Raw genomic sequence first — 22,935 nt, forward strand, 5'->3', positions numbered from 1 at the left:
GACGTTTCACGTTGTTTGTTTCGTTCAGTTTTCAAAGAACTACTTGGTCGCTCATTTGCGACTTCCTTATGTTAACACTTTCGTTAATTGATGTCAACTAAGTTTTTTATTTCGTTTGTCGCTTTCGACGTTAATGTCATCGGCGACTTTTTCTATATTACACCTCTAAAGTATAATCGTCAATATGTTTTTATAAAAAATATAAAAAGGCTTATTTCTTTTAAAATAAGCCTTTTTATCACATATCATTCTATTCATTTATTATTTTTCTATAATTGGTAACGAGACGATAAATTGAATAGTGCCATCCCTATATTCCGCTCGAATACTACCACCTTGTAACTCAACGATACTTTTCGCAATCGCTAAACCGAGTCCCGAGCCTTCCGTTACTCTACTTCGAGATTGATCCTTCTTATAGAAACGTTCAAACAAATTCGCTAACTCTTCTCTTGTAAACTCTTCACTATGATTCGCAATTACAATTTGTATATCCCTACGCTGCCTTTGAAGAGAAACTTTTATCTCTCCATCATCTTTACTATACTTAATTGCATTCATTAGTAAATTATCAAATACACGAACCATCTTTTCCGAATCAATCGATGCATAAGCACGTTCCTCAGGAAACTTCTTAACAAACGTAAGTCCATGCTCTTCCGCTTGCGGTACTAACTCTTCTATTAATTGCTCAAGCAACTCATTTACACATACTTCTTGTTTTTCTAATACAACTTGTTCATTTGTTAACTTCGTATACTCAAATAAATCTTCTATTAAATTTTTTAACTGCTCCGACTTTGCAAAAGCAATTCTCGTATACTCATCGTGTTGTTCTTTATTTTCATATTTAGAATCTCGAAGTAATCGTAAGTAACCCATAATAGAAGTAAGTGGTGTACGCAAATCATGCGATACATTTGTGATAAGCTCATTCTTTTGCTTTTCTAATTTACGTTCCTTTTCTATATTATTCATAAGCTCTTCTGCCATATTATTAATATTCTCAGTTAAAGCTGCAATCTCATCTTCACCTTTTTTCTCAATGCGGTAGGCTAAGTTACCTCTTTCTATTTCCTTTACGCCTTGTGCCATCGCTTCAATCTGCTTCATCTTTCTCTTTGTTATATAGAAGAAAGAGAAAATGAATACAAGTACACCAATTAAAAACGGGAATGGTCCTTCTTGCGTGTCATATATTACCTCTCCCTCTGGAATTCCGCTAACAAACATGTACAAATTCTTTCCTTCAATAGTAATAGGTGAAAAAGATATAAACTCTTTTCTTGTACTTTCAAATACATTTCTACTATCTGTATAATTAATCGCGAATGATGCTGCATTACGAATCGTATTATGCAAATCGATTTGCTCTTCTTGCGCTTGCTTTGTTTTATATAAAACTTTACCACTTTCATCAGTAACCAATATCTTCAAAGCTCTAGACCCTTGCTCTAAATTTTGGTTCTCCATTTCGATCATATTTGATATAGCTTCTAATTTATTTTCATGAACCGAACTATTTGCCGCTCCTTGAGCTTGGTGATTAATTTGTTCCATACCAGCCCGATAATCGATAGTTGCTTGACGATTCGCATTCTCAAAAAACGGCGCTGCTGCCTTCGCTGACAAAACTCCTAATAACGCACAAGCAGCAAAAGTAGTAATCAATTGAATCCTTATACTCTTTCGTACGCTCTTTACTAATTTCTCAATTAATTGTCTTATTTTCCTTATATAAGTAAACGGATTAAATACCTTTTTCAATCTTATACCCCACTCCCCATACTGTTTTTATATATCTAGGTTTCCTTGGATTCTCCTCAATCTTTTCACGCACTTTTCGAATATGCACCATTACAGTATTATCAGACTGGAAAGATCGTTCGTTCCACACCTTTTCATAAATTTGCTCCGCACTAAACACCATACCTGGATTTCTAGCTAGCAATTCTAAAATTGAAAATTCCCTCGGAGTTAGTTTCACTTCTTCTCCCTCTACAATAACTTTATGGGTCGAGATGTTGATTTTCATCTCCCCAATTTCTAACTCGTCCTCATTTTGAATAGCGAAACCATTCATTTTCATATAACGGCGTAACTGAGATTTAATTCGTGCAATTAGCTCTAACGGATTAAACGGCTTCGTTACATAATCATCTGCCCCTGTTGTTAATCCTAAAATCTTATCCATATCTTGCGTTTTGGCAGAAAGCATAATAATAGGCATTTCTTTCGCTTCCCTTACCTTCATACACATATGAATACCATCCACTTTCGGCATCATAATATCTAATACGACTAGATGTACTTCATTTTCTTCCAATAGACGTAATCCTTCTTCTCCGTCTCCTGCTTGTAATACTTTATATCCTTCATTCTTTAAATAGATTGTAATTAAATTCCGAATTTCTTTTTCATCATCTACGACAAGTATTGTTTCGTGTGCCACAATATCTCCCCCATCACTTTTTTAATCCCTAACTTCTATTATAGGAAAACTTCTGAAGAAAAACGCTCGGAAATCCTTAAGATTTTCTGAAGACGCAAAAAGGTCTAGACTCCCCTTAAGTCTAGACCTTTAAAAACCCCTTTTATTTACGAACGTAGATGAAATATAGTACGAATAAAACTCCCATAACATACATAATCGGATGAACCTCTTTACGACGACCACTCACAACCATTGTAATTGGATAGAAGATAAATCCAATCGCAATCCCAGTTGCGATACTATACGTAAGTGGCATGGAGATAATTGTAAAGAATGCTGGTACTGCAATCTCGAATTTCTTCCAATCAATTTCCCCTAAGGAAGAAACCATCAAGATTCCTACAATAATTAAAGCCGGCGCCGTTACAGCTGGCGTTACAACACTTAGTAATGGCGAGAAGAATAGTGCCAGTAAAAAGAATCCTGCTGTTACAACTGCTGTAAATCCAGAACGTCCTCCTGCTGCTACCCCTGCAGACGATTCAATGTAAGACGTTGTTGTTGATGTACCAAGAATCGCACCAATTACAGTTGCAATCGCATCTGCAAATAACGCTTTTCCGGCACGTGGTAATTTATTGTTCTTCATTAATCCTGCTTGATTCGCAACCGCTACAAGCGTACCTGCTGTATCAAAGAAATCGATAAAGAAGAACGTTATAATAACAATCCCCATTTGAACTGTGAAAATATCTCCGAAGTGCGTTAACGCCACGCCGAACGTTGGTTCTAGGCTCGGTATTGCTCCCACTACAGCTTTCGGAGTATCAATTAATCCTGTTGCCACTCCTAAGATCGCTGTAAGAATCATACCGTAAAATACTGCACCATTAACTTTCTTAATCATGAAGATAATTGTCGTAACAACCCCGAAGATTGCTAGTAACGTTGTGCCCTTTGTTAAGTCCCCCAACCCAACAAGAACAGCATCATTTTTCACGATAATTCCAGCATTTTGGAATCCAAGGAATGCAATGAACAAACCAATACCTGCTGCTACTGCAAACTTTAACTCCGATGGAATTGCATTGATGATTTTTTCACGAATACCTGAAGCAGTAAGAATAATAAAGATAATACCTGACATTAATGTTCCGGCAATTGCTGTTTGCCATGGAATACCCATCGTTAACACTGCTGTATAAGCAAAGAACGCGTTAATTCCCATACCTGGCGCTAAAGCAATTGGGTACTTCGCGAAAATACCCATAATTAACGAACCGATCGCTGCCGCTAATGCCGTAGCAACGAATACTGCACCTGGATCCATCCCTGTACCTGCTGGTAACCCTTTAACATTTCCAAGCGACAGCGTAGCAGGATTGACAAATAGTACGTAAGCCATAGATAGAAATGTCGTTAACCCTGCTATGAACTCAGTCTTATAATTCGTACCGAGCTCATCAAACTGAAAATAGCGTTTCATCCTACGTTTCCCCCGTTATATGATTACTCGCCGCATTTCTCCTAGCCCTCTTTTATCCCGAGAAATAAAAAAGGCTTCCATTGCATATATACATGGAAGCGTTCTATGAATAAAGATAAGATTCCCCTCACCTTTATAAAAACGCCTCGTAGTCAAGCCATTTACGGTAGCTAGGTAGAAACTTTCGGGCCATATCCCCGATATTATACGACGGCTATAATATTCACTTTTTGTTTGAATTACATAATCATATTAACTCGACGAAGTAGTTTTGTCAATTTAAAAACGAACGTTTTTATAAACTTTTATAGTTTTGTTCGTATTAACACCAAAATAAAAAAGATCCACCTATGCATAAGCAATAGATGGACCTTTTTATAAATACTATTCCCATTCAATAGTTGCTGGTGGCTTACTCGTTACATCATACACGATACGGTTAACGTGTTTTACTTCGTTTACGATACGTACAGAGATTTTCTCTAATACGTCCCAAGGGATACGTGCCCAGTCAGCTGTCATACCGTCGATAGATGTTACCGCACGGATACCTACTGTGTAATCGTAAGTACGCTCGTCACCCATAACACCTACGCTACGCATACCAGGAAGCGCAGTGAAGTATTGCCAGATTTCACGGTCTAAGCCCGCTTTAATAATTTCTTCACGTAAAATCGCATCAGATTCACGAACGATTTCTAATTTCTCTTCTGTGATTTCACCTAATACACGAATACCAAGACCCGGTCCTGGGAATGGTTGACGCCATACGATTTCATCAGGAATTCCTAATTCAGATCCTAATACACGTACTTCGTCTTTAAATAACGTGTTTAAAGGCTCAATTAATTTGAACTGCATGTCTTCTGGAAGTCCACCAACGTTATGGTGAGATTTAATTGTTTGCGCAGTTGCTGTACCACTCTCAACGATATCTGTGTAAAGTGTACCTTGCGCTAAGAAGTCCATACCTTGTAATTTTGACGCTTCATCATCAAATACGTAAATGAATTCGTTACCGATGATTTTACGTTTTTGTTCTGGATCTTCTACACCTTTTAACTTGTCCATGAAGCGGTCTCTTGCATCCACTTTAATAACGTTCATATGGAAGCCCTCGCTAAATGTTTTCATAACGCCTTCTGCTTCACCTTTACGAAGTAAACCGTGGTCAACGAAAATACATGTTAATTGATCACCAATTGCTTTATGAATTAATACTGCTACAACAGAAGAGTCTACACCGCCACTAAGTGCGCATAGTACTTTTTTGTCTCCAACAGTTTCACGAATCTTTTCTAATTCTACTTCAATAAAGTTCTCCATGTTCCATCCTTCAGAACAACCACATACGCCGAATACGAAGTTTTTAATTAAATCGTTACCGTGCTCAGAGTGACGTACTTCTGGGTGGAATTGTACACCGTATAAGTTTTTCGCTTCATTGCTCATACCAGCAATTGGGCAAGACTCACTTGTTGCATCTACTACGAATCCTTCAGGTAAACCAGTTACTAAGTCGCCATGGCTCATCCATACAACTTGCTCTTCTGGAAGGTTCGCATATAATTTTGATTCGTTCTCTACTTTAAGAACAGCTTTTCCGTACTCACGGTGATTTGCACGCTCTACTTTACCACCGAAGTGTTGCGTCATAAGCTGCATACCGTAACAAATACCGAAGATTGGTAAACCTAGTTCAAAGATTTTTTCATCACAATGTAATGCACCTTCACCGTATACACTATTTGGTCCACCAGAGAAAATAATCCCTTTTGGATTCATTGCTTTAATTTCTTCTGCAGTAATTGTATGTGGATGAAGTTCACTGTATACACCGAACTCACGAATTCGACGTGCTATTAACTGATTGTATTGACTTCCAAAATCTAAAACGATAATTGTATCGTGTTGTTTCTTCAAAATAATCACCCCAACGTTAGTTCTCGTATATAAATATTTTCACCAATTTGGCGAAAAGCATTACCAATATAATAAAAAAAGCCAGTCCTCCGCCTCTAGTCTCATAACAAAGAAAAGGCAGGGGTCTGGCTTTATAAAGAAAGATAGTCTCCGCTCTTTATAAATATAAGACACACTGCCTTCATAGTCAGGTTGTTTACGGTAACCCGGTAGAGACTCTCAAACCATATCATTGAGGATATATGAAGGATCGTTTTATATTATCTTCCTAGATTCTAACAATGAAGTATCAATATGGTCAAGAGAGAAAGCGACAAAATTCTACAGAAATTAAATTCTTTATACTTGGAACCACTCTATAAAGACTTTAAATAAGGTATTCTTATATTTCTACACCCTAAATTAGTGGGGGAGCTCAGCTTTTTATTAAAGAACTCCATATTACTCCTAGAGCATCACTTATCTTGATAGCAGAAGTAACTAAACAAAATATCCATATGGTATTTGAGACTTATTAAAGGTCAAGAATATCCCCCAAAAAATATTTTCAATTAAATTTATATGTCTTTTATTATCTATATATAGATAATATTTCTTGTTATAATTATCCAAAGGAGGCGATTCAATGACACAGTCACGCAGTGCTGAAGCAGGAATCCTAGGTTTTACATATCAATTCATACAATCCACTATAAAGATACTTTCATTAGAGGATTCACAGACCACTTTTACTATTGAAGGTATCGAGGACCTAGATGTTGCATCAGCCGAAGAGAATTTATTAATACAATATAAATATCACGATGCGAAAAAATTCACTCTTTCTACAATAGATAAACCTATCGCACTCATGTTCAAACATTTCATTGATCCAAACTCACAAAATCCAAGCAACTATGTTCTGTTCTCATATTTTGGACAAAAACATACGGATTCTAATAAGAACATAGTGACAATTGATACTCAACAGGATCTGCAAACCTTGTTAAATTATGCAAATGCAAAGAAAATTTTAGCTGGTTTAAATTGGTCTTCAAGCGATGAACTTGCGTTCTTAAAAATTTTAAAGTTTGAAGAAGCTGTTGATTTTGATGAATCTATCAACCAACTAACACGTTTACTCAAATCAACCTTCAATATAAGTGAATATGAAAGTCAAAATTTATTTTTAGCAAACTCAATTTACTACATAAATCAATTAGCAATTAAAAAAACTCAGCAAGAAAGGACCATTACTAAACAGCAATTTATAGATTACCTAAATTCACAATCCCAAACTTTACAGCATTCGATCATCCAGAGGCTATATGGCAAAAAAGCATATATCTCATTTCTAAAAAAATATATGCAAGCTAAAAATATAAAAAAATTCACAAGTTCTTATATCATATATCTTAAAGACATTAACGATCATACTAGCAGATTTATTATTGATCTTGCTAATAAATTCGTGGCAAACAACGCGAAAAAGGACACATTACCACTCACAATAATAATAAATGATCATTCAGAAAAGATAATAAACTTAAAAAGAAATTTACTGTCCATAAATTCAACAGAAAACCATGATTTACTTTTTAATGATGGCTATGAAATGTACCATTTTTGTTCCACAGTTTTTAGTAACTCACCTTTGTTACACCTTCAACCAAATGGACAGAAAACTCAAATGGCTAGCTACAATTATAGACTATTATCTTTTGAAACTTACCAATCTCATAAATCAGACATACAAATTGATCGTCCAACTCATATTATTATTAATAATGCTATCAATGTCGTAGATTTACAGAATACCATTCAATCCAATGTATTAAAAATTTCTAATATAGAAGATATAGAATTATTAAACTTACTAGGAGCTTAGACATGGAAAAAGATAATCAATTAAGAGTACGTAGTTTTGAAAATAATAAAATCATTATAGAAATAATAGACTTTTATAAATGGAAAACCGAAAATACTGATGCTCAAATAAAAATAGGTTCTTTTTTAAAAATAGAAGATGGAAATTCTAAAAGTGTTATCACTATGGTTCAAAGCTTTAAAATGGCAGAAAATTTCTCCCAACAAAGTGAAGTGACTAATGGTAATGAATATTCAGGAAACTTCATTCTTGAAACCTATCCAATTGGGCAATTAATAACATTAGAGGAAGAATTAAAATTTATTAAAGGTTTAAAAAACATCAGTATTCCTCCTTCTTCTGTTAATCTTTTATCCGAAAGCGAAATACAATGTATTTTCCAAAATACTGGCCAGCAATTTATTTTCTCTCATCATTCAATTGATGAAAACATCCAAATTAGCGTTGATGGTGATAAATTTTTCTCTAAACACTTAGCAGTTGTAGGATCCACTGGTTCAGGTAAATCATGTACAGTAGCAAAAATAATTCAAGAGGCTAATAAAAATGACACTCATTTATTAAAAAATACTCATATTCTAATTTTTGATATACACGGAGAATATCAGAGCGCATTTAACTATAACTCTCGATATTTAAGTATCGAAAATAACACTTTGCACTTACCTTATTGGCTCATGAATTCAGAAGAACTTGAAGATTTCTTTATCGAATCCAGTGAAGCAAATTCACACAATCAAATTTCTCAATTTAAAAAGGCTGTTATCTGTAATAAAAAAAAACATAATCCTCACTTAAATGTGACATACGATAGCCCTGTTTATTTTAATTTACAAGAGGTTCTTAATTATTTAAATAATAAAAACCGGGAATCCTATTATATTAAAGATGAAATTGAGTACTACGCCATTCTAGGTCAAGACATTACGATTATCGAAGAAGGTATTAGTGAAGAAATGTGGGAGCCACTTAACTTTTTACAACTAACCGGTAATTCAAAGCATCCTACCTTGAATGCAAAAGTTGCAAAAGGCGCATTTTACGGTGAATTCGATAGATTCCTATCCAGATTTGAAACAAAAATGTTAGATACCAGACTAAATTTCATGTTATCCAACACTTTAAGTAATACAAATGACTTTTATAAAATCATGAAAAATATTTTAGGATACTCTAACACGGATACCCCAAATGCTAATATCACTATTATTGATTTAAGCTCACTCCCATTTGAAATTGTATCTATTGTTGTATCTATTGTAACTAGGTTTTCCTTTGAATATTGTTATCATAAAACTCGATTAAATCAAACTAACGATACTCCATACCTATTAGTATTCGAAGAAGCCCATAAATACATTCCAAAATTAAATGATTCAAAATTTAAAAACACTAGAGTTTCTGTTGAAAGGGTCGCAAAAGAAGGAAGAAAATATGGGCTTTCTAGTATGATTGTTTCACAACGCCCTTCGGAGATTTCACCTACAGTTTTTTCTCAGTGTAACAACTTTGTAATTATGCGTTTAACAAATCCAGATGACCAAACTTACGTTAAACGATTACTCCCTGACAGTTTTACAGGATATACAGATTCTTTATCCACATTAGAAACTAAAGAGGCTCTATTAATCGGCGATTCAGTATCTACACCTTGTATCGTTAAAATAAATGATGCTAACCCGCTACCAAAATCGGAGGATATCCAATTCTTAGAAGAATGGAGAAAAGATTGGAAGACCGTTAATTTCGAAGAAATATTCTCTCAAGTTATAAGCAACAGTCCCGTACCACAATTAACATAGTTAAACTTCAGACTTAAGTATAGTCATACGCAGGGTTTCGTATGACTATACTTTTATCAAATAAAAAAGATTTTATAATTCATAAATAAAAATTCGACTTATTAACAAACACACTATCATTCATTTATTAAGGCATTACCATATCTGAATTCCTCAACTAAATGAAAATTCTTCATTCCGTTCCAAACACTTTTAGGGATATGTTCCAAAACAATAAATTGAAATTCCTCTTTATATTTTTCATTTATATGACTAATAAATTCATCCAACAATCTCATAGCAGTAGTTATCTTTCCTTTATCACTTACCTCAACTTTACTCCAATTGTCATCCTCTTCACCATAGTACGGCCTACTAGGTTGATCTAAAATCATAAATTGAGGAATATACGGTGATTTTTGTATAATACTCGCTTCATGTAATCCTAAGAATAAACATAAATGCATGAATAAGTGATTCGAACTACTTCCTACATAAGAAGCATACATAGACTCTGGTGCTCTTAAAGATAACGTTTTATTATTATAATTAAATACCGCCCTATAACCTTGATAATTTCCTAAAGCAACTCCTACCTTATCTATATAGTTTTGTATTAAATTCTCTAGCATATTTTTAAATGATTCTTTATCCATTTTTTCATCACGTACTAATTTTTGTAACCTTACTAACTCTATTTCCTTCTCTTTTATATCTTCACTAAAATCTTGTTTATTATTTTCATTTTCATATAATGACAATTTATACTTTAACTCGCCTAAGAAAAGAATTTTCTCCATCTCCCCTGCTAATGCAAGGGAATCATTTGATTGAGGATATTGCGCAATTTTGTTATCTACATCAGATAACTTTTTCTTAAGATCAATTAATTCATCACCTATATTCAAGTTAAATGGTCTTCTACTATTAATCTCTCGCTTTATTAGAGTAAATTCAGCTTCCATATCCTTTAATAACAGGGAAATTTCTGGTAGTAACAAGAGGTCACTAAAGTTTTGCTTAATATATTCTATCGGCTTTAAACTGTCATAGTTATTCTTTTCAATTTCTATGTAATTCTTATATTCTTTCTGCAACCTATTATAATTCCCTATTCTACGAATCAAACTATTTCTTTCCTTGTTTAATTCATCAATTTCAGCAAATGAATAGGATACTTGTTGTAAATTTTGGGTATTCACCAAATTCTTTAAAACATCCATATATCGTTCCGGTTCAATATACTCTTCATCGATTAAATTATATTTTCTTGCTTTCTTAATATCAGTTTTGATATTTGTTCTAAATAATAGCTTTTCTTTATCAATTAAAGACTGTTTTTTACAGATTTTAGCGATTTCTTTTTCTATTGTATTTATCTTTTCTTTAATTAATATATTTTCTATTTCCTCAATCTTAAGAGCAATATCAAATACTCTGTCCAATCCCTCTCGGTATCTAGTTATATTTTGTTTATCAAAGTAAACTTCATTATTTGAAATAATATTCCCCGACTGCGTGTTGAATAATAAAAAATATCTAAAGGATATTCTGCTACCAGCCTTCATGCTTTTACCGCTATATGGTATAACCAAATTGCTATCAATAGAAAATTCAGCTTGAATTATTTCCTTTAATTCGCTTTCGGATATGGTGGAATATGGCTTTACAGGAATTTGTCCTTCTGAAGAATAAAAATAATTAGTTGAACCCTTTCTCTTAATTATTTTTTCTCGTCCTATAGTAAAACGCTTACCATTGATACTAAAAGTTATTCCATACCAATCTACATTTTCATTAATTTTCTCTTCAGAAATCGCAGCACTACTCGAAAAGAAACAATAATCTATTATAGATATTATTTCGCTTTTTCCAGTACCACTAGCTCCTGTTATAACATTTACCTTATTAGGTTCAAACTTTAATGTTCTGATTTTATTATTTCGAAGCCACAATGTTATAGTTTCTATACAAAACCTCATAATCTCACCCTCAATTGAACATATAAATTTTTAGTATCTTCTTTTAATATATCATTCAACTTTTCACTAGCTTGAACAATATCTTTTACTCGTTTTCCAAGGCCATCGTTCATCAAATCAAAGGAATTTTCTTCATTTAAATATAAATAGCCATTTCTTATATTTATTAACTTCATTCTATTCAATATAATAATCGAATTGATTGTTACCGGAAGCAAGGAATAAAATCTTTCATTAAAATTAGAAAAATTTGAAGGGTACTTTACAATCAATTCTTCTATACTTCTAATTTTAATATTTTTTCTCTTTAAAACATTTAATGTGTTTTTATGAGCGTAAAATGGATAAATCAACATGGACTTACCTAAACTTATTTTTTTTTGATACCTAAGTATGGACATTATTGAAATTAAACCTATCAATTCATTATGAAAAATAGTATTTTGATTACTCATTTTTATACCTCTTATCCCAATCATATCTCCAACCAATTAAAGGCTTATCTGAAAGTAAATAGTATTGACCATTGCTCATTTCTAAATCTAATTCAAATCCATCGAATTCAATTTTTTTGCTTAACACTTCAACTAAACAATCGTTTGCTAAATCTATCAATTCATCTTCATCTATACACCCTTCCTTTCTTCTCATTTTTCTTTTTAACTTCATATAAGTGGAATCAAATGCAACTTCCCATTCATATATTGATTCTTTGTCAAATCTCTCTTTCTCTGTATCCATTAATTCCCCTTCTTGCTTCCACTGTTCTAAATTATTATAAGTAAGTAATTTAGCTATTGTTCGCTTAACGATTTGTTCTTGATAATCCTCATCCTCTGTTGAGATGATTTCTATATCCTCTAATTGTTTTATGAATAATTGCTCTTCAGGATTATCAGGAATTAAAGGATTTTCTCTTCTTACTATTCGTTTATTCGTTCGTCCAATTAAAAAGCACCTTGTGTATTTCTCGTATAAGTGATCAAAACTGTATTCAATTCTTTTCTGCTCTTTTATGGCAATATAATTATCTCTTCTTATATTGCTATCCAAGCTGCTAAATACATCTTCTATCCTATTTTCAGGTATAAATTTTTCTTTTATCCTTAACTTAATACGTTCAATTAAATTATCTTCATCTAAATCAAAGCTTAGCTTCTTCAAAAACGTTTCAAGCCACTTATCTTCTTGATTTAGCAATTCATTAATATAAATAAGTAATTTGTCTTCCCCTGTTTTTTCATTGTTTTTCTGTGTATCCTGTTTTCCTATTCTTGTATTATACTTTTCTTGAAGGTAACCTTTAAAATCACTTATACTAAAAGTACCTTGTTGATATTTCTGAAGATTAACAAGGAATAGATTTGTCATATTATAAGCCTTATTAGAAACCAAAATAAAGTTTGTCTTTTCCATATACTCAATTTGTAAATCTATCTCCGTCCGGCCCTCAACACTATCATTAATTACTTTAACCCAATTAAAAATAGTCTTCCATAAATCAACATCACTTTCTCGAAGGTTTATTACTTCTCCTTTAGAATTGGTCTGAACCGAATGTTTTAACTGTAATAATGCTTGTTGATTATTTGGAAAGTCAATATGAATATCATCTTTAATTTCTAAACCTATAGATTCACCTGATTCTAAACCTAGAATTAAATATAAAAAATAATAATACTGATATTCAAAACCAATAGATTTATCTTCTGCAGCCGTAATCTCTTGATGCGACTTTACCTTTTTCATTTACTTTTCTCCTTTTTTACTCTTCTCCTGTACATAATGCGAGGTTAATATACATTTTTCTTAAATACAAAATTCACTATAATCAATTTTAAAATAAAAATGATATATTCAATCTTCAATATACTCATTTACTAATATGCATTCTAATTATATCTATATTTTCAATAAAACCATATAAAAAATTGAAAAATAGCTAAAGATTAACAATTTCTATTGATTTTCATAACAAAAAGACTACCTCCCCTATCAAGGAAGTAGCCTTCTAATTAACTATTTATACATTGCACAGCTTCACAGAGTGATGCTTATTACATCATTCCGCCCATACCGCCCATGCCCATGCCGCCCATGTCAGGCATTGCTGGTGCATTTGGTTCTGGCTTGTCAGCTACTACAGCTTCAGTTGTTAAGAACATAGCTGCAACAGATGCTGCGTTTTGAAGTGCAGAACGAGTTACTTTAGCTGGATCTACGATACCAGACTCAAGCATGTTAACCCATTCGCCAGTAGCTGCGTTGAAACCAACGCCTACTTTTTCGCCTTTTAGACGCTCTACAACTACAGATCCTTCTAGACCAGCGTTGATTGCGATTTGACGAACTGGCTCTTCTAGTGCGCGAAGTACGATGTTGATACCTGTTGCTTCGTCACCTTCAGCTACGATAGAAGCTACTTTTGTGTATACGTTCATAAGTGAAGTACCACCACCTGCAACGATACCTTCTTCTACTGCTGCACGAGTTGAGTTAAGTGCATCTTCAATGCGAAGTTTGCGCTCTTTTAACTCAGTTTCAGTTGCTGCACCTACTTTAATTACTGCTACGCCACCTGCTAGTTTAGCAAGACGCTCTTGTAATTTTTCACGATCGAATTCAGAAGTTGTTTCTTCTAATTGCGCACGGATTTGACCGATGCGAGCTTCAATTTGTTCTGTGCTTCCTACACCTTCAACTACAGTTGTGTTTTCTTTTGTAACAACAACTTTACCAGCGCGTCCTAAAGATTCAACTGTAGCAGATTTTAAGTCACGACCTAATTCTTCAGTGATTACTTCGCCACCTGTTAAGATTGCGATATCTTCTAGCATTGCTTTACGACGGTCACCAAATCCAGGAGCTTTAACAGCTACTACGTTGAATGTACCACGAAGTTTGTTCACTACTAATGTAGCTAAAGCTTCGCCTTCTACATCTTCAGCAATGATAAGAAGTGGTTTACCTTGTTGTACCACTTGCTCTAATACTGGTAAGATTTCTTGAATGTTAGAAATCTTTTTGTCAGTAATTAAGATGTATGGGTTATCAAGAACTGCTTCCATTTTGTCAGAATCAGTAATCATGTAAGGAGATGCATATCCACGATCAAATTGCATACCTTCTACTACGTCTAATTCTGTTGTGAATCCTTTAGACTCTTCTAAAGTAATAACGCCGTCGTTACCAACGCGCTCCATTGCTTCAGCGATTAATTGACCTACTTCTTCGTCAGCTGCAGAAATAGCAGCTACTTGTGCGATAGAAGATTTGCCTTCGATTGGTTTAGAAATCGTTTTTAATTCTTCAATTGCAGCAGTAACAGCTTTTTCGATACCTTTACGAAGACCCATTGGGTTCGCACCAGCTGTTACGTTTTTAAGACCTTCACGAATCATAGCTTGCGCTAATACAGTTGCAGTTGTTGTTCCGTCACCAGCTACGTCATTTGTTTTGCTAGCAACTTCTGCTACTAATTTCGCACCCATGTTTTCGAATGCATCTTCTAATTCGATTTCTTTTGCGATTGTTACACCATCATTTGTAATAAGTGGTGAACCAAATTTTTTCTCAAGTACAACGTTACGACCTTTTGGTCCAAGCGTAACTTTTACTGCGTTTGCAAGAGTGTCGACACCGCGAAGCATCGAACGACGTGCTTCTTCACTAAATTTAATATCTTTTGCCATAATAATTGACCCCCTTGGATTTTTTAAGATTTATATAATTAACCGATAACTGCTAAAATGTCACTTTCACGTAAAATCAAGTAGTCTGTACCTTCATATTTCACTTCAGTACCTGCATATTTTGAGAAGATGATAAGATCACCTGCTGCTACCTCTAAAGCAACACGCTCACCATTCTCAAGCACTCGACCAGTACCTACTGCAACAACTTTACCCTCTTGTGGTTTTTCTTTTGCAGTATCTGGTAATACAATACCACTTGCTGTTTTTTCTTCTGCTTGAACAAGCTCAATTACAACGCGATCACCTAATGGCTTTAGCATGAACAATAACCTCCTCATTTTGTTATGTAAATTTCTTTTATTAGCACTCAAGTCATCCGAGTGCTAACACACTTATAATAATAAATAATCTCAATTTCTTTTGCAAGTAAAAAAATCATAATTTTTTCGCAAATCACTATATAAACTTTCTATATACAATACTGCCTTTACTATATGAATCGTTGTTTCCACTGCTCGTATGTTACAATATGAAAGGACACCCTAAGTTGTTTTCGCTACACATACAACTTTCTCCTGTCTTCTATTATAATTTCAAATAAGGATTTATGAAAAAAACATAATTCAAGAGGTTTATATCGTAGGTAGCATATTTACATGTTATCCTAACTTATCTCATACACTATAGTTAGAAAGGATGGTTAAACCATTTGAAGAAACAATACTGGTGGATTATCGTTACATACATTTTAATGCAGTTATCTGGCGTTGTTGGATTACCACTTCTCCTAAAAACAGGACTCTATGATAATAGAGGATTTACCATTGAGGAAAAAGGACAAATCATAACAGGACACTGGGCAATTATTAGCTTCTTTGTTGCATTATGTATCGTACTTTGGTTACTTAGAACAGATATTCGTGACAGGCATTTAGATGCAATGCGCTCTTCTGTTCCAGCTACTATTGGATGGATTTTTATCGGGTTCTTCTTAGCTTTCTTTTCACAAATAGTTGCCGGTATGATCGAGATGCAGCTGCTAGGAATTAAACAAGGTTCAGAAAATACAATGAAACTGATGGAAATTGCAAGAACGACACCTTGGTTCCTTATTGTTGTTTCTATAATTGGACCTATCTTAGAAGAAATCGTATTTAGAAAAATTCTATTCGGCACGCTTTATAAGAAGTTTAACTTCTTTATCGCAGCTATCATTAGTTCGCTTGTATTCGCAGCAATTCATTTTGATTTTACTCACTTATTGGTATACACTGCTATGGGGCTCGTATTCGCCTTCTTATATGTGAAGACGAAACGTATTATCGTTCCGATTGCAGCTCATGTTGCGATGAATACATTAGTCGCTATTGGGCAAATTTTTATGAGCAATGAACAAATTCAAGAAATGATTAAAGAAGCTGAAAAAATGCAAGGCTTTATCGGAGGATTTTTTGTATGAGAAACTCACCATTGTTCATGGCTGCACTATACTTCCTTCTTGGATGTATCTTTACACGCTTCGCCATTACGAACGTGACAGATACAATCTGGAATATGTGGACAATACTATTTGCAGTTATGGCAACAATTGATTTTAATTTGGCACTTCGCCTTATATTAGTTAAATTCACAAAGAAGAAACAATAATAAAACGCAGAGGTCGCTTCCTCTGCGTTTTATTGTGGATAGTTTTTCAAAAAGTAAACTAATGTTTGTAACTCTACAGCTAAGTCAATATGATGAATTCTAATATTCTCTGATACGTTTAATCGCGCTGGTGTGAAATTCAAAATACCGTGCACGCTTGTTTCAGCTAATCTATCTGCTACAGCTTGTGCTACTGTAGCCGGTACTGTTAATATTGCCACTTGTATATCATTTGATAATCTCTCTTCTAATTCATCTAAATGATATACAGGAATGCCCCCGATTTCTATTCCAACTTTCTCTTCACTAACATCAAATGCCATTTCAATTTTTGTATTATTGTTTTTCGTGAAATTATAATGTAAGAAAGCGGTCCCTAAATTACCTACTCCAATAAGTGCTACACGTGTTATATCATCTTGATCAAGTGTTTCGCGGAAAAATGATAATAAATAATTTACGTTATATCCATATCCCTTTTTCCCTAACGCTCCAAAATACGAAAAATCTCTTCGTATTGTTGCGGAATCTACTTTTACTGCCTCACTCAATTCGGCCGATGAAACACGCTGCTTACCAGAAAGAGATAAGTTTTGGATAAATCGATAGTATAGAGGCAATCTTTTAGCAGTGGCTTGTGGAATCTTTTGCTGATCCATATGACCTCTCCTCTCTTCCTATCTTTATTCATATACTTTAATCAAATACAGAAGTTTAGCACTCATTAAATTCCTTGTATAATAAAGAGAAGAAGTATTCTCTCTTTATTTTAAACTATACACTATTTTTAGTATGATTGAGAAATATAAACATGGCAAAGTTAAGAAATTATTTGAGGTGAAAACATTGATTTTATTACAAGTAAACGCGCTTTCGAAATTATACGGTGCAGAAACGATTCTTGCAAACATAAAATTGGAAGTACAAACAAAAGATCGTATCGCATTAGTTGGAAGGAATGGAGCAGGAAAATCTACATTATTAAAAATTATCGCTGGTGAATTATCTCATGATGGTGGCGAAATTATAAAACCGAAAGATGTCTCAATCGGATATTTAGCTCAAAATACTGGACTAGAAACGTCTTTAACAATTTGGGATGAAATGCTAACCGTCTTTACCCACTTACAGCAAATGGAGACAAAACTTCGAAGGCTTGAGCAAGAAATGGGAAAAGAAGAAAACTTTTCAAACGAAGCTACATACGAAAGATTGTTAGCTGATTATGACCAACTACAACTCAATTATAAAGATCAAGGTGGATATCAATATGAAGCGGATATTCGCTCCATTTTAAGCGGCCTTGGCTTCCCAGTTGAAACGCACCAGACGACGATCTCTACTTTAAGCGGCGGGCAAAAAACAAGATTAGCTCTCGGGAAATTATTATTAACAAAACCAGACTTACTTATTTTGGACGAGCCTACAAACCATTTAGACATCGAAACATTAACATGGCTTGAGCAATATTTGCAAGGTTATCCTGGCGCAATATTAATCGTCTCACATGACCGTTATTTCTTAGACAAACTGGTTACACAAGTATATGAAATTTCGAATAAAGAAAGCAGACGATTTGTTGGTAACTACAGTAAATATTTAGACTTAAAATCAGCATTATATGAGCAAGAAATGAAACGTTACGAAAAACAACAAGATGAAATCGCAAAACTTGAGGACTTCGTTCAAAAGAATATAGCTCGCGCTTCTACAACGAAACGTGCTCAAAGTCGCCGTAAACAACTAGACAGAATGGAATTATTAACGAGACCATTAGGGGATTCTAAGTCAGCATCATTCCACTTCGATATTGAAAAACAAAGTGGAAATGATGTTTTACAAGTAAATGATGCAACCATCGGCTATGATGAAAACCCTATAATTGAACATGTAACTATGCGCTTAACTCGCGGAGATAGTGTTGCTTTAGTTGGTCCAAACGGAATTGGGAAATCCACATTGTTAAAATCCATTGTGAATAAGTTACCACTATTAAATGGTGATGTTTCTTTCGGATCAAATGTATCTGTTGGTTATTATGATCAAGAACAAGCAAACTTAACATCTTCTAAACGGGTTTTAAATGAACTATGGGATGAATATCCACTGCAACTGGAAAAAGAAATCCGTACTATACTTGGGAATTTTTTATTCACAGGAGATGATGTACTGAAACCAGTATCTTCCCTTAGTGGTGGACAAAAAGCTCGATTAGCTCTTGCAAAACTTATGATGCAAAAGTCAAATTTGTTAATTCTAGATGAGCCTACGAACCACCTTGATTTAAATAGTAAAGAGATTTTGGAGAATGCTTTAATTGATTACCCAGGGACTCTTCTATTCGTCTCACATGACCGCTACTTTATTAACCGTGTAACAACGACTGTGGTTGAGTTATCAACAGAAGGTGCACAGGAATATTTAGGGGATTACGATTACTACGTTGAAAAGAAAAATGAAATGATTGAACGTGCAGAACTTGAACAGCAAGAAAGTGACGTTCCTGTTCAAAAGGTGGTTGCACAAGAGAAATTAAATTATTTAGAAGAAAAAGAGCGTAAAAAACTAGAGCGTCAACGCACTAGAAAAATTGAAGAGCTAGAACAAAGTATAGTGGAATTAGAAGAAGAAATTGCTACGTTAGAAGATCAACTTTGCTTACCAGAAATATATGCAGATTATGAAAAAGCTAGTGAAATTACAACTAAAAAGCAAACGCTACAAGAACAACTTGAAACTTGTATGGCAGAATGGGAAGAGCTGCATGTATAAGCATATTTAAATAAGGAAGATGTCTCATAAGTCAGGATTTTTGACTATGTGACATCTTTTTTTAGTACTTAAACAATTTTTTGAATATATCTATCGTAACTTAGAATATACTAACGATTTTTTAAATATATCTATTGTAACCCTATATATATTAACAATTCGACACGAAATATCGTTTTAACGACAAAGATTGACAATATTAGCATCTTCTATAATGGGGAGATGTTTCAAAATGTTTTTCGGGGATATCTTCTTGCTTTTTATTTCCCGAAAAAGAACAAATTCAAAGGTCTGACATCAACCTATTTATCCACAAGTTTATACACATATCCACCTTTATAAAATAAACATCAAAATAACTTTTCCACATTATCCACAGTCAATAAAAAAGTTATCAACATTTTATATACACAATAAAACCCACATTATCAACAGATAATATGGGTTTTATCCACAGCCTGTGGTTAATTATGTGTATAACTATGCTTCAATATCTAATCCTGGATTTGCATTTAAGGCTAATGTTGCACGCTTACCTTGTTCATAAGCAATTGTCCCTGCCGCTGCAATCATCGCTGCATTATCTGTGCATAAAGATAGCGGCGGAATAATTAATTCAATGTTTTCTTTTTGTGCAAATTCCTCTTCTAATCGCGCACGAAGTCCTTTATTAGCAGCTACTCCACCAGCAAGAAGTAATTGCTTTACATTATAAGCTTCTGCTGCACGAGCTGCTTTCGTTACAAGTACATCTATTACACTTTCTTGGAAACTTGCTGCTAAATCTTCTGGTGCAATTTCTATACCGCGCTGTTTTGCGTTATGCACAGTGTTGATAACTGCTGATTTCAATCCACTAAAGCTAAAATCATACGAATCCGGTTCTAGCCATGCACGAGGCAAATCAATTGTCGGTTCTCCTTCATGTGCAAGGCGATCAATATGAGGACCACCTGGATATGGCATAGATAACGTACGAGCTACTTTATCATATGCTTCTCCAGCTGCATCGTCTCGTGTTTCACCAATTACTTCGAATGAACCATGTTCTTTCATATAAACAAGTTCTGTATGCCCACCAGATACAACAAGTGATAATAACGGGAATTGAACTTCTTTTACTAAACGGTTCGCATAAATATGACCAGCAATATGATGAACACCGACTAACGGAATATCATGTGCAAACGCTACTGCCTTCGCTGCATTTACTCCAATTAGAAGTGCTCCTACTAAACCAGGACCTTCTGTTACAGCAATTGCATCAATATCATCAAATGTGATGTTTGCTTCCTTTAAAGCTTCTTCTAACACAACTGTAATTTCTTCTACATGATGACGTGATGCAATCTCTGGTACAACGCCGCCAAAACGTTTATGACTTTCAATTTGTGATGCAACGACATTCGCAATAATTTCCGTTCCATTTTTAACAACTGCTACTGCTGTTTCATCACAACTTGTTTCAATACCAAGTATAATCGTATTTTTTTCCATTATATATTCACCCACATTACGAGACCATCTTCCTGATTGTCTGCATAGTATCGTTTACGAATCCCACCATTTTGAAATCCGTATTTTCTGTATAACTGCTTTGCTACTTCATTTGATACACGTACTTCAAGTGTCATTGTTTTTACCCCTAGTTCTTTCGCTTCAGAAATAACTGCTTTCAATAGGGCATCTCCTAACTTTTGACCTCGGTATTCTGGCAAAATAGCTATATTTGTTATATGTGATTCATCAATAATTATCCACAATCCACAATACCCGACTACACGACCATCTTTTTCTAACACAATATAATGTGCATGTTCATTCATCGTTAATTCACGGTGAAAGGCATCTGCAGTCCAAGGAGTTGAAAAAGACGCTTCTTCAATAGCTACAATTTGAGCAATATCATCAAGCTCCATCTTTCTAAATATCATATCCATCTTCTGCAAGCTCCTACTTGTTTTGACTTTCTAACCACTTTGTTTCAGCTTCAGCTAAACGAAGATAGCTTGGAACAAACGTATGCACATCTTGTTCTTCTTTTTGTAATCCTAAGAATGCTAGCTCACTTGGTCTTGGGTTATTTTTAGTAAATGGAGCGAATACAGCTTGATCATCTAAATGTTCTATAATTGTTTCTTTATGCAATTTAACATCGTTACCGATAAATAAAACAGGCTGTCCTTTATCTTTTAACATTTGCAACCAGTCTACAATAAGAATAATTCGGTCTTCTTCTATTGAAGTTAACTGCTCTCCTTCATATGTATATAACCCAGTATAAATTTGCCCACGTCTTCCATCAAATAAAGGACAAATTAACCCGTTAAAGTTAGCACCGTTTGCAGCTACTACCTCTAAACTTGATACACCTACAATTGGTATTTGAAGTGACCAAGCTAATGTTTTCGCCGCTGTCACGCCTATACGAACACCTGTATAGGATCCAGGTCCAGCAGCTACAACGATTTTAGTTAATTCCTTCGGTTTTACGCCACACTCTTTTAACAGTTTCTCTACAGCTGGCATAAGACGTACAGAATGGTTTTTTGTTAAATTTGTAATGATTTCCCCAATTACGTTTTCTTCCTCAATAAGGGATACACCCATTACGTAATTTGAAGTATCAATTGCTAGTACTTTCATCTTGTAATAGCTCCTCACATAATCTAATATAGCGATCTCCAATTGGCTCGAGTATAATTTTTCTTGTGTCATCTCCAGCATGGAATAAACTAATTTGTAACTTTTCATTCGGTAAATATGCTTCTATTAAATGAGCCCATTCTACTACCGTAATTCCTTCACCGTAGAAATATTCATCAAAGCCTAAGTCCTCTTCACTTTCTGCTAAGCGATACACGTCCATATGATATAGCGGTAATCTTCCTTTATATTCTTTAATGATATTAAAGGTAGGACTATTTACAACTCTTTTCACTCCAAGACCTTTTGCTAGTCCCTTTGTAAAAGTCGTCTTACCAGCTCCAAGATCTCCTTCTAAAATAATTACGTCTTGTGCCTCTACGAGCTCACCTAGTTTTTCTGATAACCTTTGTGTTTCCTCAGAAGATTTTGTTGTTACTTCATATTTACTCACAGACTTCACCTACTTTACTCACAATGTTCTCTGCTCTTTATTATACAGGTTTTGAATATATAAAAAAGTCCTTAGGAGTTGTCCTAAGGATAGTTTGACTGTCTTTATTAGTTTTTTGTTAAAACAAATAAAAAAATACGAAACAACTTGTTTCGTTCTTTTCTTTATATGAAATGGCGGTCCCGACCGGGGTCGAACCGGCGATCTCCTGCGTGACAGGCAGGCATGTTAACCACTACACCACGGGA

19 protein-coding genes and 2 riboswitches are annotated in these 22,935 nt (G+C 34.3%); of the genes, 5 read left to right on the forward strand and 14 right to left on the reverse strand.

From position 1 onward, the window contains the following. Window positions 1-261 precede the first annotated feature (261 nt). The 4 genes from ampS to guaA all read right to left on the reverse strand — a co-directional run bounded on the left by ampS (window position 262) and on the right by guaA (window position 5,843). The gene (gene ampS / locus ACS2QP_RS26475) at window positions 262-1,767 is read right to left on the reverse strand and encodes an aminopeptidase AmpS (protein WP_438882993.1); all 1,506 of its coding nucleotides are present in this window, start codon (window positions 1,765-1,767) and stop codon (window positions 262-264) included. Next, window positions 1,751-2,452 (reverse strand): response regulator transcription factor, encoded by a 702-nt coding sequence (locus ACS2QP_RS26480; protein ID WP_438882994.1) that lies wholly within the window; start codon window positions 2,450-2,452, stop codon window positions 1,751-1,753. Before ACS2QP_RS26480 ends, ampS begins: the two co-directional genes overlap by 17 nt. A gap of 142 nt (window positions 2,453-2,594) precedes the next feature. Then, window positions 2,595-3,920, reverse strand: coding sequence for an NCS2 family permease (locus tag ACS2QP_RS26485; protein WP_000833096.1), 1,326 nt, complete (start codon window positions 3,918-3,920; stop codon window positions 2,595-2,597). Between the two features lie 129 nt (window positions 3,921-4,049). Beyond that, a riboswitch (purine riboswitch) is annotated at window positions 4,050-4,152 on the reverse strand. 152 nt (window positions 4,153-4,304) lie between these two features. Further along, window positions 4,305-5,843, reverse strand: coding sequence for a glutamine-hydrolyzing GMP synthase (gene guaA, locus ACS2QP_RS26490; RefSeq protein WP_000743909.1), 1,539 nt, complete (start codon window positions 5,841-5,843; stop codon window positions 4,305-4,307). Between the two features lie 164 nt (window positions 5,844-6,007). After that, a riboswitch (purine riboswitch) is annotated at window positions 6,008-6,109 on the reverse strand. 359 nt (window positions 6,110-6,468) lie between these two features. Between guaA and ACS2QP_RS26495 the strand changes: the two genes are divergently transcribed. Further along, a complete protein-coding gene (locus ACS2QP_RS26495) occupies window positions 6,469-7,710 on the forward strand; it encodes a hypothetical protein (protein ID WP_334447301.1) in 1,242 nt (413 codons plus the stop codon). Between the two features lie 2 nt (window positions 7,711-7,712). Next, entirely contained in the window at window positions 7,713-9,512 is a 1,800-nt protein-coding gene (locus tag ACS2QP_RS26500) for an ATP-binding protein (RefSeq protein ID WP_000409804.1), read from the forward strand. A 116-nt stretch (window positions 9,513-9,628) separates the two neighbouring features. Here the strand turns inward: ACS2QP_RS26500 and ACS2QP_RS26505 are convergent, their stop codons facing one another. The 5 genes from ACS2QP_RS26505 to groES all read right to left on the reverse strand — a co-directional run bounded on the left by ACS2QP_RS26505 (window position 9,629) and on the right by groES (window position 15,488). Further along, window positions 9,629-11,473, reverse strand: a complete 1,845-nt coding sequence (locus ACS2QP_RS26505) for a DUF3732 domain-containing protein (protein WP_401008045.1) — start codon at window positions 11,471-11,473, stop codon at window positions 9,629-9,631. Next, window positions 11,470-11,928 carry a three component ABC system middle component gene (locus tag ACS2QP_RS26510; RefSeq protein ID WP_097960712.1) on the reverse strand — a complete coding sequence of 153 codons (459 nt, stop codon included), beginning with the start codon at window positions 11,926-11,928 and terminating at the stop codon, window positions 11,470-11,472. The genes ACS2QP_RS26505 and ACS2QP_RS26510 overlap by 4 nt, the downstream gene beginning before the upstream one ends. Next, window positions 11,921-13,222 carry a hypothetical protein gene (locus ACS2QP_RS26515; protein WP_000756237.1) on the reverse strand — a complete coding sequence of 434 codons (1,302 nt, stop codon included), beginning with the start codon at window positions 13,220-13,222 and terminating at the stop codon, window positions 11,921-11,923. The genes ACS2QP_RS26510 and ACS2QP_RS26515 overlap by 8 nt, the downstream gene beginning before the upstream one ends. A gap of 308 nt (window positions 13,223-13,530) precedes the next feature. Beyond that, a complete protein-coding gene (gene groL, locus ACS2QP_RS26520) occupies window positions 13,531-15,165 on the reverse strand; it encodes a chaperonin GroEL (RefSeq protein ID WP_001029993.1) in 1,635 nt (544 codons plus the stop codon). A 38-nt stretch (window positions 15,166-15,203) separates the two neighbouring features. Next, window positions 15,204-15,488 (reverse strand): co-chaperone GroES, encoded by a 285-nt coding sequence (groES, locus tag ACS2QP_RS26525; protein ID WP_000917311.1) that lies wholly within the window; start codon window positions 15,486-15,488, stop codon window positions 15,204-15,206. 389 nt (window positions 15,489-15,877) lie between these two features. Here groES and ACS2QP_RS26530 point away from each other — a divergent pair, with 389 nt between their 5' ends. Next, complete coding sequence (locus ACS2QP_RS26530; RefSeq protein WP_016125317.1) at window positions 15,878-16,627, forward strand: CPBP family intramembrane glutamic endopeptidase; 750 nt, start codon at window positions 15,878-15,880, stop codon at window positions 16,625-16,627. Further along, window positions 16,624-16,815, forward strand: a complete 192-nt coding sequence (locus ACS2QP_RS26535) for a YdiK family protein (RefSeq protein WP_001246201.1) — start codon at window positions 16,624-16,626, stop codon at window positions 16,813-16,815. Before ACS2QP_RS26530 ends, ACS2QP_RS26535 begins: the two co-directional genes overlap by 4 nt. A 29-nt stretch (window positions 16,816-16,844) precedes the next feature. Here the strand turns inward: ACS2QP_RS26535 and ACS2QP_RS26540 are convergent, their stop codons facing one another. Beyond that, window positions 16,845-17,474 (reverse strand): redox-sensing transcriptional repressor Rex, encoded by a 630-nt coding sequence (locus ACS2QP_RS26540; RefSeq protein ID WP_086402535.1) that lies wholly within the window; start codon window positions 17,472-17,474, stop codon window positions 16,845-16,847. Window positions 17,475-17,661: 187 nt separating this feature from the next. On the opposite strand from ACS2QP_RS26540, the gene ACS2QP_RS26545 reads away from it, so the two are divergent. Then, a complete protein-coding gene (locus tag ACS2QP_RS26545; RefSeq protein ID WP_438882995.1) occupies window positions 17,662-19,587 on the forward strand; it encodes an ABC-F family ATP-binding cassette domain-containing protein in 1,926 nt (641 codons plus the stop codon). A gap of 480 nt (window positions 19,588-20,067) precedes the next feature. Here the strand turns inward: ACS2QP_RS26545 and tsaD are convergent, their stop codons facing one another. The 4 genes from tsaD to tsaE are packed head-to-tail and all read right to left on the reverse strand — an operon-like array spanning window position 20,068 to window position 22,687. Next, window positions 20,068-21,084, reverse strand: coding sequence for a tRNA (adenosine(37)-N6)-threonylcarbamoyltransferase complex transferase subunit TsaD (gene tsaD / locus ACS2QP_RS26550; RefSeq protein WP_000414585.1), 1,017 nt, complete (start codon window positions 21,082-21,084; stop codon window positions 20,068-20,070). Then, window positions 21,084-21,527 (reverse strand): ribosomal protein S18-alanine N-acetyltransferase, encoded by a 444-nt coding sequence (rimI, locus tag ACS2QP_RS26555; RefSeq protein WP_000367190.1) that lies wholly within the window; start codon window positions 21,525-21,527, stop codon window positions 21,084-21,086. The genes tsaD and rimI overlap by 1 nt, the downstream gene beginning before the upstream one ends. A 13-nt stretch (window positions 21,528-21,540) precedes the next feature. After that, window positions 21,541-22,233, reverse strand: a complete 693-nt coding sequence (gene tsaB / locus ACS2QP_RS26560) for a tRNA (adenosine(37)-N6)-threonylcarbamoyltransferase complex dimerization subunit type 1 TsaB (RefSeq protein WP_000865739.1) — start codon at window positions 22,231-22,233, stop codon at window positions 21,541-21,543. Next, a complete protein-coding gene (tsaE, locus tag ACS2QP_RS26565) occupies window positions 22,214-22,687 on the reverse strand; it encodes a tRNA (adenosine(37)-N6)-threonylcarbamoyltransferase complex ATPase subunit type 1 TsaE (RefSeq protein WP_000049642.1) in 474 nt (157 codons plus the stop codon). Before tsaE ends, tsaB begins: the two co-directional genes overlap by 20 nt. Window positions 22,688-22,935 lie beyond the last annotated feature (248 nt).

Origin of the sequence: Bacillus cereus group sp. Bce019, assembly GCF_051781745.1 — a bacterium.
GTDB lineage: Bacteria > Bacillota > Bacilli > Bacillales > Bacillaceae_G > Bacillus_A > Bacillus_A cereus.